11 protein-coding genes are annotated in these 16,093 nt (G+C 54.1%); 2 read left to right on the top strand and 9 right to left on the bottom strand.

The annotated features are described in order from the left end of the window. Nucleotides 1-86: 86 nt before the first annotated feature. On the top strand, nucleotides 87-2,888 hold the full coding sequence (locus tag H7U06_RS08090; RefSeq protein ID WP_175625640.1) for an EAL domain-containing protein: 2,802 nt from the start codon (nucleotides 87-89) through the stop codon (nucleotides 2,886-2,888). 113 nt (nucleotides 2,889-3,001) lie between these two features. On the opposite strand, the gene H7U06_RS08085 is transcribed toward H7U06_RS08090, so the two are convergent. Continuing rightward, nucleotides 3,002-3,304, bottom strand: a complete 303-nt coding sequence (locus H7U06_RS08085) for a YqjD family protein (protein ID WP_230089365.1) — start codon at nucleotides 3,302-3,304, stop codon at nucleotides 3,002-3,004. A gap of 83 nt (nucleotides 3,305-3,387) precedes the next feature. Then, nucleotides 3,388-3,843: a PA2169 family four-helix-bundle protein gene (locus H7U06_RS08080; protein WP_230089366.1), complete on the bottom strand. Its 456-nt coding sequence runs from the start codon at nucleotides 3,841-3,843 to the stop codon at nucleotides 3,388-3,390. 594 nt (nucleotides 3,844-4,437) lie between these two features. Here H7U06_RS08080 and H7U06_RS08075 point away from each other — a divergent pair. Beyond that, nucleotides 4,438-6,567 (top strand): bifunctional diguanylate cyclase/phosphodiesterase, encoded by a 2,130-nt coding sequence (locus H7U06_RS08075; RefSeq protein ID WP_175625639.1) that lies wholly within the window; start codon nucleotides 4,438-4,440, stop codon nucleotides 6,565-6,567. A 1-nt stretch (nucleotide 6,568) separates the two neighbouring features. Here H7U06_RS08075 and H7U06_RS08070 read toward each other — a convergent pair whose 3' ends face one another. From H7U06_RS08070 to H7U06_RS08040, 7 genes are all read right to left on the bottom strand, one after another. Next, nucleotides 6,569-6,805, bottom strand: a complete 237-nt coding sequence (locus H7U06_RS08070) for a hypothetical protein (RefSeq protein ID WP_175625638.1) — start codon at nucleotides 6,803-6,805, stop codon at nucleotides 6,569-6,571. Between the two features lie 182 nt (nucleotides 6,806-6,987). Next, the gene (locus H7U06_RS08065; protein ID WP_175625637.1) at nucleotides 6,988-8,529 is read right to left on the bottom strand and encodes a 2-isopropylmalate synthase; all 1,542 of its coding nucleotides are present in this window, start codon (nucleotides 8,527-8,529) and stop codon (nucleotides 6,988-6,990) included. 59 nt (nucleotides 8,530-8,588) lie between these two features. Next, nucleotides 8,589-9,356: a CDP-diacylglycerol--serine O-phosphatidyltransferase gene (gene pssA, locus H7U06_RS08060; RefSeq protein WP_370458611.1), complete on the bottom strand. Its 768-nt coding sequence runs from the start codon at nucleotides 9,354-9,356 to the stop codon at nucleotides 8,589-8,591. Between the two features lie 348 nt (nucleotides 9,357-9,704). Then, a complete protein-coding gene (locus H7U06_RS08055) occupies nucleotides 9,705-10,451 on the bottom strand; it encodes an SIMPL domain-containing protein (RefSeq protein ID WP_175625635.1) in 747 nt (248 codons plus the stop codon). Nucleotides 10,452-11,085: 634 nt separating this feature from the next. After that, a complete protein-coding gene (locus H7U06_RS08050; RefSeq protein ID WP_175625634.1) occupies nucleotides 11,086-11,799 on the bottom strand; it encodes a TIGR02391 family protein in 714 nt (237 codons plus the stop codon). A 96-nt stretch (nucleotides 11,800-11,895) separates the two neighbouring features. After that, nucleotides 11,896-12,801 (bottom strand): AbiJ-NTD4 domain-containing protein, encoded by a 906-nt coding sequence (locus H7U06_RS08045; protein WP_175625633.1) that lies wholly within the window; start codon nucleotides 12,799-12,801, stop codon nucleotides 11,896-11,898. Between the two features lie 85 nt (nucleotides 12,802-12,886). Continuing rightward, on the bottom strand, nucleotides 12,887-15,886 hold the full coding sequence (locus H7U06_RS08040) for a DEAD/DEAH box helicase (protein WP_175625632.1): 3,000 nt from the start codon (nucleotides 15,884-15,886) through the stop codon (nucleotides 12,887-12,889). Nucleotides 15,887-16,093 lie beyond the last annotated feature (207 nt).

The raw sequence follows: 16,093 nt of genomic DNA, 5'->3' as shown, positions 1-16,093 counted from the left end.
CATATCTTTCAGCGCCTGGATAGTTTGTACAGTCCGGCCACAATCCGGGCGTCGTGCAATCCGTCGCCATTTGAAAAGATCATGCATTGAAAAAAACTCTGCCCTCTCGTTCCAACTTCGATAGCTTGCGCGTGCGCTTGCTGGTACTGGTATTGCTCGCGATCGTGCCGCCCGTCATTCTGACAGTCTATGGCGCCTGGAAGGAACGGCAGCAAGCCATACGCATGGCAGAAGACAATTTGCAGCAATTAACGCAATTGGCAGCCACCAGTGAGGCGCGTTCCATCGAAGGTGCACGACAACTGTTAACAGTGCTGTCCGTTATTCCTGAACTACGCGGCGATGCCAAAACTTGCGGCCAGTTCCTCGGCACCATCCTGAAGAAAAATGAAGGCTATGTGAACTTCGGCGTGGCGCAGTTGAATGGCGACGTCAGCTGCAGCGCACTACCGCTGGCGGAAAAAACCAACCTGGGTGATCGTCCGCATTTCAAACGTACGGTACAGGACAAAACTTTTTCCACCGGCGACTACATCATGGGTCGCACTGTACGCAAACATACGATCAATCTGATGTATCCCATCGTAGGCAATGGCGGCGACGTACAGGCGGTGATTTTCGCCGCGCTCGACCTGAGCGTGCTGGATCGCTTTGTCAGTGATATCGAACTACCAGCAGGTGCGGTGCTGGTAACCGCTGATAGCAACGGCACCATCATCGCCCGACGACCGAATCCGGAAAAATGGATAGGTACGCGCACACCACCATCGCTGTTCGATGTGATGATCAAGGTTGGCTTCGGTACCTCCGCATTGACGGATGCAGATGGTGTGACGCGCCTGCATGCGTTCGCACCGGTAGGCACCAACAATATCTCCAACTTCAAGGTCAGCATCGGCATCCCGATGGATGACATTGTGGCACCGGCCAATCACCTGCAGATGATGGAACTCACGACGCTGGCAGTGATTGCCTTGCTGGCTTTGATCGCTGCCTGGTTCGTCGGCGATGTCATCATCCTGCGCCGGGTCAAAGCGCTGGTGCGTACCGCCGATCAGCTTGCAGGTGGCAATCTGAATGCACGTACCGGCATCAAGTACGGCAAGGAAGAAATCAGCCAACTGGCACGTGCCTTCGACAGCATGGCCAGCTCATTGCAGGAACACGAAGCAGAACGTGAACAGTCGAAAGCCATCCTGTTCGCAGAAAAAGAACGTGCACAAGTCACGCTGGAATCGATTGCCGATGCGGTAATTACCACCGACAAATCGGGCAATATCGAATACATGAATCCGGTTGCAGAAAATCTCACCGGCTGGAGCAAAACAGAAGCAGAAGGTTTACCATCAACCCGCGTCTTCAAAATCATCAATGGTCACACGCGTGAACCGGTTCCGAATCCGGTCGAGCTGGTATTCGAACAGCAGACCAATGTCGAGCTGATCAAAGATACCGTCCTGCTCAGCCGCAACGGCAACGAATACGCAGTTGAAGATTCAGCTGCACCTATACGTGATCGCGATGGCAAAATTATAGGCGTGGTACTGGTGTTCCACGATGTGAGTGACTCACGCAAACTCGCGATACAGTTGTCGCACCAGGCCGCACATGATCCGTTGACTGGCTTGTTCAATCGTCGTGAATTCGAACGCCGACTCGAAGTAGCTATTGATACGCTGGCACTTCAATCCAAACAGCATGCCCTGCTGTATATGGATCTGGATCAATTCAAAATCGTCAATGACACCTGCGGCCATAGTGCTGGCGATGAGTTGCTGCGCCAGATCACTGCCTTGCTACAACCTCTGGTGCGTGATAGCGATACGCTGGCACGTCTGGGTGGTGACGAGTTTGGTGCTTTCCTCGAGAACTGTACACCTGACTCGGCAGTACGCATCGCCGAGAAATTACGTCAGACTATCTGTGACTTCCATTTCGTGTGGCAAGACAAGATCTTCCCTATCGGCGTCAGCATAGGCCTGGTGAATTTCAACAGTGATGCACTCTCGCTGCCAGACTTGCTCAGCGCCGCAGATGCAGCCTGCTATATCGCCAAGGATACCGGTCGCAATCGCGTCCATATTTATCGTGCAGAAGATCATCAGCTGGCGCAGAACCAGGGCGAGATCAAATGGAATGAGCGCATACAAAAAGCGTTTGAAAACGATGGCTTCTGTCTGTACTCACAAGAGATCGTCAACATCCGTCGCGACAACGGCAGCTTCTTCTTTGATGAGCTGCGCCTCTACATGACGGATGATGCCGGCCGCCTGATTCCGACCACGGCCTTCATTCCTGCGGCCGAGCGTTATCACTACATGCCCACCATAGATCGCTGGGTAATACGCACAGTATTCGCGCAGCAGGCAGCATCGCTATTGAAGTCAGATGGCGATCTCCATGTATTGCTGATCAAGATATCCGGCAGCTCACTCGATGATGAAACTTTCATTGATTTCGTACGCGAACAATTCATACACTTTGCCCTGCCTTACGATTCGATTTGCTTTGCGATTGCAGAAACCACAGCGATCACCAATCTCACGCGCGCCTTGAGTTTCATCGACACCTTGAAGCCGCTAGGTTGCCGCTTTGCGCTCGATGACTTTGGCAGCGGTATGTCGTCCTTCACTTACCTGAAACATCTGGATGTTGATTTCCTGAAAATCGATGGCGGCTATATCCAGGGCATGGAGAATGATCCGGTCGACTTCGCCAAGATAGAAGCGATACAACACATCAGCAATGTGATGGGTATCAAAACCATCGCGCCGAATGTCGATAGCGACGCCATCTTGAAAAAATTGCGCAGCATAGGCATCAGCTATGTGCAAGGCAGTGCACTGCATGCCAAGAAACCCTTCTATCCACCACTGGATGGAAAATAAATTCGCCAGTAATTTAGTCCAATAAAAAAGCCAGACAGGTATAAACCTGACTGGCTGATGAATTTATCCGAGGACTCTCGGAGCAAACCTGCGGACTAAGTCACAGACCTGCCTTACTTGCGCGAAAACAGAAAGCCCAGTACTAGGCCGAGGCCAGCGGAAATAGTAACCGCGCGCCATGGGTTATGTGTGACATAGTCATCCGTGGTCGACGCGACTTCCTTGGTTTTTTTCACGGCTACGGTAGGGATTTCCTTGGCTGCGGCGATAGCGGAATCCATGAATTCCACATACTTCTTGCTCAGCTCACCGGTTTTTTCTACCGCTTGCGATTTGGCTTCACGCGCCAGTTCCTTCGTATCCTTGGACAAGGCTTTCAGATCTTTCGAAATATCATCTACTTTGGATTCCATCATCGTTTTCTCCTAAAAGGTATATCAATGTTCCGCCTGTCAGCGGCACGAAAAAACGCCCTGTTCATAGCATCAGGGCCAGGCTATCAACTCATGGACAAATGGGCACGATCACGCAAATTCTTCATGAGCTCGTGGTGTTGGATCACGCTCTGATACTGACGTTCCACCACAGCTCTCACATCGAGCGGCAAATCCTGCTCCAGCGCACGGCGATAACTTTTCAGCGCCAGATCTTCGCCACGCTCACATTCCTTCATAACTGCATCATCGTTTTTCCCCATCAGCGATGACTTGATGTCTATCCAGCGACGGTGCAAGCTTGTGCCCCGGCTATGACCTTGCTCGGGATTGCCACCGCGTGAAACCAGCAAAGCACTCAACTCCTGGGCCGCGTCATTACAACCATGCGCGAGGCTCAGAAAAGGCTGCTTCAATTGAGCATCACGTATATCTTCTGCGCAGGTCTTGAAACCTGCTTCGCCATCCCTGCACGCCTCCAGCAATTCATTGAGGGTCGTCAGCACATCGTCTCTCATCATGATTCCTTTCAGAAAACATCAAATCCGGCTCTCATGTTTTTCCCCCGAGTGCCGTAGCGAATTCTGTCACGTGTTACTTCGACCACGAATCGCCACTACCGATCCGAGCAAGCGTGGAAATTTTTAGCGCGCGTTTTCTTTGGTGGAAGATACCGATGGATCACTATCGGTATGGGATGGCAGTAAAAATCAATATGAGGCAAAGCCGTACAGAACTCTGTTCGGCAACGCACATATAACTATGAAGTCTTGATTTCACATTAGTTATATATTCGTATGCGCAATTCGAGGCAAAATAGACGCTTATTGCTGCTAAATTCATATTTCTGACAGGCAAGGTACAATGTTCGATGCGTTTGGGCATACTGGGCCATCAATTGGAATCGTAGTTTCCGCGTCGTTCCACTTCATTCTTGCTGCCTCGACACCGCAGAAGTTGCTGAAATATCAAGTCAATCTTCATTTAGCCGAACGAGCTTAAAAGACAGAAAACCTATACGTTTTCTGCCCAGTATCGTGCTGAAAGAAATACCAGGAAAGCTTGCGAATTTCGTATCAAACCAGTTTGTCTTTTTAAATGAATAAAGCCTTTCTATGCTGACCGCACATTACGACTCGCTACTGGTATTGATCTCATTACTGGTTGCCATACTCGCCTCTTACACGGCGCTGGACATGGCAGGCCGGATCAATTCCACCAGCGATAAGGGCGCCACCCTATGGCTGGTCGGCGGTGCAATCGCGATGGGTATAGGCATCTGGTCCATGCACTTCATAGGCATGCTGTCCTTCAACCTGCCGATCGCACTCGGCTACGATTTGGGCATTACGGCGCTCTCGCTATTGATCGCAATCGTCGCATCCGGCTTTGCCTTATGGCGCATCAGCCAACCTGAATTACCGTTTATAAAATTGCTGGGCAGTGCCGTCCTGATGGGCGTGGCCATTGCGGCCATGCATTACACCGGTATGGCCGCAATGCGCATGACACCAAGCATCGACTATGACCCGCTGTTGTTTGCGCTGTCTATCCTGATTGCGATCAGTGCCGCTGGCGCCGCCTTGTGGATCGCGTTCCGCCTGCGACGCAATACACCAAATGTAGGCCGCTGGCGTGCAATGGCTGCCGTGGTGATGGGTATCGCCATCATCGGCATGCACTACACCGGCATGGCTGCTGCCAGCTTTCCGCTCGACAGCATTTGCCGTGCGGCAGTCGAAGGCGTCAGCCCGGGCTGGCTGGCGATCGTTGTCATCGTCACCACCCTCGCCGTATTGGCGATCGCATTGCTGACATCGGTACTGGATGCACGCCTCGATTCACAAACCGGCAAACTGGTACGCTCGCTGGCCTTGGCCAATCAGGAATTGACCAAGCAGGCATTGCAGGACAACCTGACCAAACTACCTAACCGTACCCTGCTGGAAGACCGCCTCGATCAAATGGTGCACAAGGCAGTGCGTGAGCAAGGCCGCTTTGCATTGATGTTCATCGACCTTGATGGTTTCAAGGCGATCAATGATTCGCTCGGCCATCATATCGGCGACCTGTTGCTGATTGATGTCGCGCAACGCATACGCGACAACATTCGCGCGCAGGATACGGCAGCCCGCCTCGGCGGTGATGAATTCGTCATGCTGATTGAAGTCAAGGAGCCGGAAGATGCCGCTTCGGTAGCGGACAAGCTGTGCACCACACTGAACCAGCCTTTCGATATAGCGCAATACAACCTCGGCATATCGGCCAGTATCGGTATCGCCGTGTATCCGGAAGACGGCAAGACACGGCACGATTTGCTGGTGCATGCCGATGCGGCGATGTACCACACCAAGAGTACCGGACGTAACGGCTATCACTTCTTCGAAGCATCGATGAATATCAATGCGCACAATCAGTTGCAGGTGATACAGGATTTGCGCACGGCACTGGAACGCAAGGAATTCCGTCTGCACTATCAGCCCAAGTTCAATACGACCGATGGCGTAGTAGTCGGTGCCGAAGCACTGCTGCGTTGGCAGCACCCTGTGCGCGGCATCATTGCACCGGCTGACTTCATCAGCCTGGCAGAAAAAACCGGCCTGATTGTCCCTATCGGTGAATGGGTGCTGGATGAAGCTTGCCGACAAATGCGCAAGTGGTATGACGAGGGTTACCCGCAATGGAAGATGGCTGTAAATCTGTCCTCCGTCCAGTTCAGCAATGACAATCTGGTGGAGATGGTGAAGGAAACGCTGGAGCGCAATAATTTGCCAGCCACCTCGCTGATGCTGGAAGTTACAGAATCCACTGCCATGCACAATGTCGAAGCCAGCCTGACCATCCTCGAACAACTGGTGAATCTCGGAGTGGAAATTTCAATCGACGATTTCGGCACCGGTTATTCCAGCCTGCTCTACCTGAAACGCCTGCCTGCAACCGAGCTGAAGATAGACCGCGGTTTCATACGCGATCTGGCGCAAGGAACGGATGACGCATCCATCGTTTCTGCCATCGTGGCGCTGGGGCGCTCGCTCAATTTGCGCATCGTGGCAGAAGGTGTGGAAACCGAGAAGCAGCAGGAATTCCTGACCACCCTCGGCTGCGATACCTTACAAGGCTATTTCATGGGCCATCCGATGGCATCCGAGCAATTCATGGCCGCGATCGATGCACTGAAGGCCATACAGCTGAACCTGCACACACCAGGTAGCATGGGCAACACCGGGCTGCACATACAGCACTAATCTACTTGGTGCAATAAGCCAGTGCCAGCGGATCGTATAGCGATGCGCTGTAGTGCCAGGACTGATGCCACACCATATACGGCGTCAACACCTGCGATTGCCCCAAATCGACAGCGTAGGCTTCCGGTACGGCAGAGATCCAGGCCACTATCATCACTGCCGCAGCAGTCGTGAAAACGACCAGGCTCAAAGCGGCCAGGAACAGTCGGAAGATATGCGAATTATTTGCATGCTCCATACAGCCTCCCCTTGCACAGGCAGTGCTACCAAGCGATGTATAGGAGCTGCGATTCTAAATCCGGGCAACACGGGCATTCTGTACGCTGTCGCACTTAAGCCTGCGATCGCCGAACTTACACAGCCGCAAACAAAAAAGGCCTTGCTTGGTGGCAAGGCCTTCGCATAGTCAGCGACACATGATCACAGTTGCGGATTCAGTTTCTCTATCTTCGAATGCAATTTATTCAAGGCAGAAATATAGGCCTTGGCCGACGCAACCACGATATCCAGATCAGCGCCAACGCCATTAACGATACGTCCAGCTTTGGACAAACGCATGGTGACTTCACCTTGCGACTCGGTACCGGTAGTGATGGCGTTCACGGAGAACAGCAACAATTCAGCCCCACTCTCAACCTTGGACTCAATCGCATTGACGATGGCATCCACCGGACCATTGCCCTCGCCTTTGCAGCTTTCTTCCTTACCATCTATCGCGAAGACGACATTCGCTGCCGGTTTGGAACCGGTCGACGATTGCTGTGACAAGGAAACAAAGCTGTAGTATTCCTGTTCATGCGATTGCTGCTCGTCCGATACCAGCGCCATGATGTCTTCGTCGAAGATATCGGATTTACGATCAGCCAATTCCTTGAAGCGCACAAAGGCTGCATCCATCTCTGCAGCTGAATCCAGCGTAATGCCGAGTTCTTCCAGGCGCTGCTTGAATGCATTGCGACCGGACAATTTACCCAACACAATCTTGTTGGTGCTCCAGCCCACATCTTCTGCACGCATGATTTCGTAGGTATCACGCGCCTTCAATACGCCATCCTGATGAATGCCGGAAGCATGAGCAAACGCGTTCGCACCGACCACGGATTTATTCGGCTGTACTGCAAAGCCGGTGATCTGCGATACCAGTTTGGAGGTAGGGACAATCTGCGTGGTATCGATGCCGACTTCCAGATTGAAGTGATCTTTACGGGTACGCACCGCCATCACGATTTCTTCCAGCGCAGTATTACCGGCACGCTCGCCCAAGCCGTTGATCGTACATTCAACCTGACGCGCGCCACCTATCATCACACCAGCCAGCGAGTTCGCTACCGCCATGCCCAGATCGTTATGGCAATGCACGGACCAGACCGCCTTGTCCGAGTTCGGGATGCGCTCGCGCAAGGTCTTCAGCATATTACCGTACAGCCCAGGCACACCGTAACCGACGGTGTCGGCAAAGTTAATGGTGGTCGCACCTTCGTTGATGACTGCTTCAATCACGCGGCACAGGAAATCGATATCGGAACGGCTGCCATCTTCCGGGCTGAACTCGATGTCGTCGGTGAAGTTGCGCGCATAACGCACGGCCATCTTCGCTTGTTCAAACACCTGATCCGGCGTCATGCGCAGCTTCTTCTCCATATGCAAAGGAGACGTCGCGAGGAAGGTATGGATACGCTTTCTTTCGGCTGGTGCCAGGGCTTCGGCAGCACGTGCAATATCTTTGTCATTCGCACGCGACAGCGAGCAGACGGTGGCATCCTTGATGATGCTGGAAATCGCATGGATGGACTCGAAATCACCTTGCGACGCCGCAGCAAAACCGGCTTCGATAATGTCGACCTTCAAACGCTCCAGTTGTCGTGCGATGCGGATTTTTTCATCCTTGGTCATCGAAGCGCCGGGAGATTGCTCACCATCACGCAGGGTGGTGTCAAATATGATGAGTTTGTTGGAAGACATGTTTATATCCTTGGGAAATGCGCCTTGGGAAAAGCTATTCAGTACTTGTAAAAATCAGATCAGTGATCGTCGTGTGGTTCCAACTCGGTCTGGACAATGCTGCTGACCGGTTTGCCTTTGGCCAGACGCCAGAAATAAACGCAGTACCCGGACAAGCCATACAAGACAAATAAACCAAACAACACTTTAGGCGGATCACTGGACACCACTACGAACGCCAGCACGATCAGGAAGATCCCGATAAACGGCACCGACTTGCGGAAGTTGATGTCCTTGAAGCTATAAAACGGTACGTTAGTCACCATGGTCAGACCGGCGTACAAAGTAATCCCCCATGCAATCCAGCTGAGATCAGGACCGGCAAAGCCCAGGTCTTGCATCAGCCAGATAAAGCCAGCGACCAGTGCTGCTGCAGCCGGGCTAGGCAAGCCCTGGAAGTAACGCTTGTCGACCACGGCAATATTCGTATTGAAACGTGCCAGGCGCAAAGCACCACCAGCGCAGTACACGAAGGCGGCGAGCCAGCCGAGCTTGCCCATATCCTGCAGCGCCCAGACATACACCACCAGCGCCGGTGCCGCACCAAAGGAAACCATATCAGCCAGGCTGTCGTACTGCGCGCCAAACTCGCTTTGGGTATTCGTCAGGCGGGCCACACGACCATCAATCGCGTCCAGCACCATCGCTGCGAAAATCGCAATTGCAGCGTAGTCGAACTTCTGCCCCATTGCCATCACGATGGCGTAAAAGCCGCAAAACAGTCCGGCCGTGGTGAATGCATTCGGCAACAGGTAAATACCACGGCGGCGCAGGGTTGGACGCGGCATAAGGACTTCCTCCGTCTCAGGTGGCAAACTCTGGTTGCCACGTGCAAGCCTGCCGAGTGGCCGGGGCTTGGTATAAGGAACTTTGCTATTTTTCGCTTTTCGACGATTGAAACTTGACATGCGTGTCCTGTTTTCAGCTAGCGCTGTGGTTGGAAGATCAGGAGGCGTAGTGTATCAGACGGGCAATGTAACCGGCTGATGGTGGCCATAAACATCACATAATTCTTGCCCTGCAACAGGGCTGGAAATGCGTTAAAAACGACAATGGCCGCTACTTCGGTAGCGGCCATTCCTGGATTTCATGCTGCAATGCGATATCGGGCGTATGCCGCGCTATCACATCCGGTCTTAACGGAAGCGCACCTTGCCTACTACACGCATGTTCAAGGTTGTTTCGCCTGGTTCAAAGCTAGGCTCTTCTACCGGCGCTGCATCGGCTGCCATCGAGGCCCGCATCATCTTCGGTGCAGCCGCCATTTCCGCGTAGTTACCGGAACCTTCGAAGTCCACGGTATCCATCACTGCATCGGCCGGGTTACGACCCATCGCACGTGCAATCGCCGCGGTACGTTCAGTCAGGTTTTTATAGGTTGCATCGATACGCTCTGCATCCAGCTTCTTCGCGGTCGCATCGGTCAGACCGAATTGCAGGCCGTTCAGGGCCAGCACGCCCTGCGCTGCCGAAACTGTCTTAGGCAATGCGTTCAGGTTGGTGGTTTTTACTTCCAGATACTGACCGACACGCCATGCGGTAGGCTGACGCGCTTTATTCGACTGACGCGGCTGGTCTTCCGGATAAACCGCATAGGTGTAATAACCACGTGTGCTCAGCACGGCTTGCGGATCGGCTTTGCGCACGATCTCGGTACCCTGTTTCATTTTTTGATTTACGCGTGACGCTGCAGCTGCTTTGTCCTTGTCCTGCTCTTCGACCATCAGCGTCAGTCGCGCTTCGTCATTCGCGTGTTTGACTTCGCCATAAGCAGGAACGATGACCAGGGTGCCCGTCGTTTGTACCGGTGCTGGTGACTGTGCAAATGCAGTCGCACTCGCGGCTACGCAACCAAGGGCCAGCAGGGTTTTGAATTGTGACATGTGATATCTCCCAAAAAAACGTAAAAGAAAGGCAAGCTGCGATTCGACAGCCAGCTTATGGCTTAAGTTCTTTCTGACCAGCAATCGTCACACTTTTTTACAAGATTGGGTACGTGAGAACGCGCCATGATGTCGCTACTGCAAAAATTCTATATTTATCAATAACTTAACAAACTTTTTCAACAGATTGCATGTAAGTAGAGAACACTCTTATGTAGCAACTATCCTTTAAGTTTCTTAGTCATAGCCGCAAACTAGCGGCTATGACTACTCCGATTCCCCATCATTAAAGTGGCTTGTTACCAAGCGCGCGCGTATCGCCTGCCAGATTCAAAACGCCGAAAAAGCGCTATGGAAAATTGAAATTACCTTTCGCCCTAACAATTACAATGCAATACCTAGCATCATTTTGTGAAAAGACATTTTTTGAGAATCGAATAGTGTGCCGCTTGTCACATTAAAGCAGCGAGCACAATGTTTGCATCACCATTGAAGGTGCTTCGCACTGAAATAATCTGAATCAATAGCAGCCGAATTTGAAAACAACTACGTTCTTTATCAGTAAGGATGTCCCCGATCAGTTGCTAGAAATAGCATTAGACCGTCCTAATTTCTCGTTGGGCATGAGAAAGAACTAGATTTTCGGCATATCTTTGGCTTCGTAAATACGACGAGCTAGGAGACTCGCAAAGATCAAATACTGCGCAGCTTTTTCCGAGTCGAGATCATGATTTAGCGAATGAGCCTTGGGATTGCGAATGCCAAGGTACGCACCGACCAAAATTTGCATGAACCCCTTCTGGTCATTTCTGCCCGACTCCGTGTCTAGTTCGCTAAGAATCAAGTGCGGCTTTTCCAAGCTCAACACTTGTGTCGCCAGAGCCGCACCATCGAGATCCAGGCCAGTGCGTTCTCGCATCAAATCAAAGATCGCAACGACGGAATTCAACACTGCATCGCGGTAGTGTCCGTCCACATAGTGCTGGAAGGCATGCGCGAAGATAACGGGGTGCAGCAGTTCCTCGAAGCCCATGCTCGGCTTGGTACCTGTCGCTTCGCGCACATGCGCTTCCGCCCTCGCTTCTACCTGAGGAAGATCGCGCGCAAGGATATCGTTGTAGTCATTGGCGTCGCCAAATCCGACATGTCTGCCAAGATTTCCCATGTCTTGCTCAGGGAAGCCTGCACCGGTCCACAGCTTGCGCAGTAGTTGATAGTCGGCCTTCAAATAGCCATTGATCAACTTGGCTCCTGCTTTATCGTCGCTCGCAAGGAGGCCTTGTGCATCGATCGCTTTCTGACGCATTGCCCGAAACAGGGCATTTACCTCCAAGTACCATTCAAGCATTGCGTCTCTCCCCGGTTGATCTCTTCCGTTTCACAAGGCATCCCGAACCCGCATGAGCGATCGCCGCTATGGCACAACATATGGGCTTTCGCACTTTTACTTTTTCCTCAACATCAGCTGAATAATCGCAAACAAGCGGTGGAACAGATAGTCAACCTGGTCCACGTCGATCACCGGCACCTGACTGATCTCCGAATGCCGAATGAGGTGGCTGTTTCCAATGGAGTTCAGTTCTGTCGCTTCTGTCTCTAATCTCTCTCGCAGCGATGGCACAGAGGTAACAGCATCGAGGATGATCTTGACCGAGCGCTTCTTGTCGCTCGGGTCAGCTAGTGACTTGAGTCGCTCCCATGCGTCCCACAACCGCTCCAGCGCTTCACGACGCACCAACGGATTGCGGTCCGAAAACTTGGCTCGGCACTCGTCGAGCATGTTGTCGAGCGTCCGATCCCCGGTATTGAAGAGTGTTCGTTTTAGTTCTTCGCCAAGCACCGGCGGGAGCACTCGTTCAATTCGACCATTGGGAAGCATCTCGAACGCAACCCCGTTACGCGCGAATATGCGATTGACGGTCGCGCGGAAGTCTTCCTGCCCAGCCTCCTGATCGAAAGTAAGGTGGTGATGATTGAAGAAATCGTGATACTTCCCTGAGATCGGCTTTGCCACTGATGCATGCACGAACTCGATGAAGTCCAAGACGAGCAACGTGTCCGGCGCGAACGGTTGGCGCTCAGAAAAGTAGCCCTCTCCCTCAACAGAGACGGTCTCCAACGGCCAAGCCAGACCCGGCATTTCTGCGCCTACGGAAGCCGCCAAGGCGTCCGAATCGCCGCCGCAAGTGGCTTGTCCATCCGGGCAGCGTTCGGGAAAGCGCAGGCCGAATGCGCCGCTATTGATCAACGCCTGTACCGTTGCCACGAGGCCCGCCCAGACCGTGGGCGAAATCACCTGCTCGGTGCGTGCGCGTGGGCCGTTCTGCCGATCGCTGAAATAGTCGCTCATTACGTTGATTCCGTTCGCATCCACGACGCCATGGTGGCGACGTGTCTATTCAATAATTTCATTCCCCTGCGCAGGACCATGGTGTTCATGCTTTCGGCCTCAGCAGCGACGCGCTAGTTGGACCAATGCATGCTTCTAGCCGTTCGCTATTCAAGTCGTTCACGGCTTCCGGCGTCAAACATCCAGCATTGAAGAGCCCGAGATATTGCCCCCTGGTCAGAGCGAGCGGCAAGTTTGTGAGCGGAAGCGCGCCTGCAGGAAGGCCGAATTCGAGCCGTTGTAATATCTCGTCAAGCCCCGCCAAGAACGTGGGCTGATCCGGAAATAGTACTGACAGAATTTGGTGTGTTGAGCGCAGGTGAAAGCGGGTTGCGTCGGCGATTCCGATGATGTTCCCGTATCCGACAGCACCTCCGAAGGGAGTCGTCGAGAACCGCTTCTCCAACACGTCGACGGGGGTGCCCTCGATCCAGTCGTACAAGAGCGCCGCGCGCTTGCAGCGGCACCAGAACTCAATCTCGTCCCGGCAATATCGCTGCAGTGCCTGCGGCATCGCATGCCCATAACGCTGCGCCACGTCATTGGCGCGCACGCTCTCTGATCGCCCCCGTTTCATGACCGGTGTGTAGATTGCATCCATTTCGTCGAGGACCTGCACCATCGCCAGCACTTGGGTGGGCGACGTCTGTGCAGCGTTCAGTTGTTTCATCAACTCGACCAGCCGCAGGCTCGACTCAAACGACAAGGACGAAGCGCCGCAGGCGCGTCCGAGCAAGGTCAGATGGATCAACTCGCCCTCGCGCTCGGCCAGTCCGGCCTGCAGCAGGCGCTCGACCAACGCGGTGACTTCATGCTCCACGATCGCGATCCATTGCGGGTTTGCGCGTGATGCAGAGTAGCCGCCGAACGTGTTAACCAGGAGGCCAGGAATTTCGGTGGCTCGCACGCCCCGAACCTGGCTAAGCAAGCGCAATGTCCAGGTTGGCAGGTCGCGCTGCTGGAAGGATGACTTCACGTCTTCAGGCACGCCGAGCACGTACTTCTGGAACAGTTGCGCGCGTTCCATCGGCGTGTCGGCAAGGATGATGGCCTTGCCGGTCTCGTTGTATCCGAGCCGTCCTGCCCGTCCTGCCATGTTCTTGTACTCGGCGACAGTGAATGGGCGGCCATCCTCACCGACGAACTCGTTCTCAGCCAGGATCACCGTCGATGCCGGCGTGTTGATACCGGCAGCCAGCGTTGTGGTGGCCACCAGCGCATGGATACCGCCGCCAGCGTTGCGATAACCTTTCTCGACGGCTTCGCGCTCCGCGCGCAAGAGATTGGTGTTGTGGAACGCGGTGCCCCCCGCAAGGCATTCCCGCAGATCCTGCGAGGCGCCGGTCAGATCCTGAGTCGGCAACACGTCCAGGACGGTCTTCGCAGGACCCAGACCCAATTCCTTGGACAAGTATTTCGCGCACCCCTGTGCCGGACCACGCATGTTGCGGAAGACTAGCAACTTCTCGTCCTGTGCTACCAGTTGCTGAACCAACGGCACGATCACGTCTTGCGAGCTGGGCTTGTCGCGACGCTGCACGATGCAATGCGCAGGCAGCAGGGCTTCGGTCTTGGTGGTGCCATCCACATCGACGAACTGGAACGTCCCGCGCCGATCAAGCACGCCCTCGACCAGGGGCACAGGCCGCTCGCGGGACATCAATAAGGGCAGGTCGAGCCAGCGATCGAAGCTGTTGAGGTTGCCAATGACCGCCGACAAGATCACCAGTTGCGGCTCGATGCCGCGCTGACGCGCCCGCAGCAGAAGCGCGAAAATCAACTCGACCGTAATGCCTCGATTCGGGTCCGTGATGAATTGGCCCTCGTCAAGCACGACAAGGCCGAGCTGGTTGAGCAGGCGCGGCGAACCGAGCGCCAGATTGAGAAAGGTTTCGTAGGTGAAGAAACCCAGGTCATAGCGACCGCCCAACACAGGGCCAATGCCATCCGTTGCATCACCGCTGCACCGAACGACGCGCAGGCCCGCAGGTCCGTATCGCTCGCTGAACTCCTCGAACTTCTCGTTGACAAGCGCCCGATACGGCAGAAGAAACGCCGCTTTCTTGCCGGCTATGACTGCCTGAATCGCAGCCAATTCGCCGATCAGGGTCTTACCCGAACTGGTCGGCGCGACTACCAGCAGCGATCTTCCGGCCAGTACGCCGTGTTCGTTGACGGCCTGGAGTTGCAGCGCGTTGAGGCCTCGCGGGAAGTCCATCGTCCACTGATCGACGATTTCCGACGGAAAGCCGTGCGCGGAAAATTCCGCAAATGATCCCGACATTTGCTGGACCGCTCTGGCCGGGAACGCAGCCGCGTAGTTGTCACCACGCTTAAGGGCTGGAAACACCAGGCCGCCTTGAACGTTGCCCAGGAATACAGGCGTCTGTGTCACGTTGATGCGTTCCGCCTCAACACGCGCCAGCCGGATAATCTCGCCGGCGATTTCCGGAAAGCTGACCGAGTCTCCGACGGCACCCGTCAACGCCTCTATCACGGCATGCGTAAGCAGTCCGTGTCCTGTGCCAGGCTGCTCCCAAGCGGATTCGTTGGTTGCACAGGCGGCAAGCAGAATGCGCCCTTCGCCGTAAATCCCAGTCAACGCAAATGCACTTCGCGGGCGCGCTGCAGCCTCCAGTACACGTGCAGGCGCCTGCCCGCTGAAGCAACAGTCAAGCACGCACAGCACCGCACGCGCCTTCGTCGCCTTGAAGGCATCGGCCAAGCCCGCCATCGACAGGCCTGTGCTGGAGAGATCGGCTGCGTTGGTATCGAACAGGACCAGATTTCCATCGGGAGAGCCATGCCCAGCGAAAGTGATGACGACCACGTCGTCCTGGCTCGCGGCCGACAGCGTTCCGAGAATGGCCTGCGACACCTCAGCATGCGTGGCGGCCTCATCGACAAGCAATCGACCCGCCAAGCCTTCGACAGTGTCGGTGAACAGCGCCCACAACGCCGTAGCATCGCGGCGGGCCCCGCCCAGCTCGGGGATCGTCGCGTCGAGGTGTTTGTTGATGCCCACGAAAATTGCTTTGATCGCCACGCTTCCCCCTGTCCAATTTGTGCTCAGACTTGATCGAAAACTCTAAGCAAACTTTCGCACCCCATATTTATGGGAGAAGCGATGTTCGAGATTTCGTTGATAATGGTAGACCACTATATTTAACTTCGATCACATAAACTCAAACGGGAGAAAACATGACAACTAAAAAGTCTAACACACCTAGTCCGACACAAAGTCCGAGCAAAC

This window comes from Herminiimonas sp. Marseille-P9896 (assembly GCF_903993245.1).
Taxonomy (GTDB): Bacteria; Pseudomonadota; Gammaproteobacteria; order Burkholderiales; family Burkholderiaceae_D; genus Oxalicibacterium; species Oxalicibacterium contaminans.
This window is presented reverse-complemented; position numbering and strand designations above follow the sequence as displayed.

What these genes read in the sequence shown, in the direction of transcription:
- H7U06_RS08085 (WP_230089365.1), bottom strand. Translation starts at nt 3,304, where the DNA reads ATGATGGAATCCAAAGTAGATGATATTTCGAAAGATCTGAAAGCCTTG.
- H7U06_RS08080 (WP_230089366.1), bottom strand. Translation starts at nt 3,843, where the DNA reads ATGATGAGAGACGATGTGCTGACGACCCTCAATGAATTGCTGGAGGCG.
- H7U06_RS08075 (WP_175625639.1), top strand. Translation starts at nt 4,438, where the DNA reads ATGCTGACCGCACATTACGACTCGCTACTGGTATTGATCTCATTACTG.
- H7U06_RS08070 (WP_175625638.1), bottom strand. Translation starts at nt 6,805, where the DNA reads ATGGAGCATGCAAATAATTCGCATATCTTCCGACTGTTCCTGGCCGCT.
- H7U06_RS08065 (WP_175625637.1), bottom strand. Translation starts at nt 8,529, where the DNA reads ATGTCTTCCAACAAACTCATCATATTTGACACCACCCTGCGTGATGGT.
- pssA (WP_370458611.1), bottom strand. Translation starts at nt 9,356, where the DNA reads ATGCCGCGTCCAACCCTGCGCCGCCGTGGTATTTACCTGTTGCCGAAT.
- H7U06_RS08055 (WP_175625635.1), bottom strand. Translation starts at nt 10,451, where the DNA reads ATGTCACAATTCAAAACCCTGCTGGCCCTTGGTTGCGTAGCCGCGAGT.
- H7U06_RS08050 (WP_175625634.1), bottom strand. Translation starts at nt 11,799, where the DNA reads ATGCTTGAATGGTACTTGGAGGTAAATGCCCTGTTTCGGGCAATGCGT.
- H7U06_RS08045 (WP_175625633.1), bottom strand. Translation starts at nt 12,801, where the DNA reads ATGAGCGACTATTTCAGCGATCGGCAGAACGGCCCACGCGCACGCACC.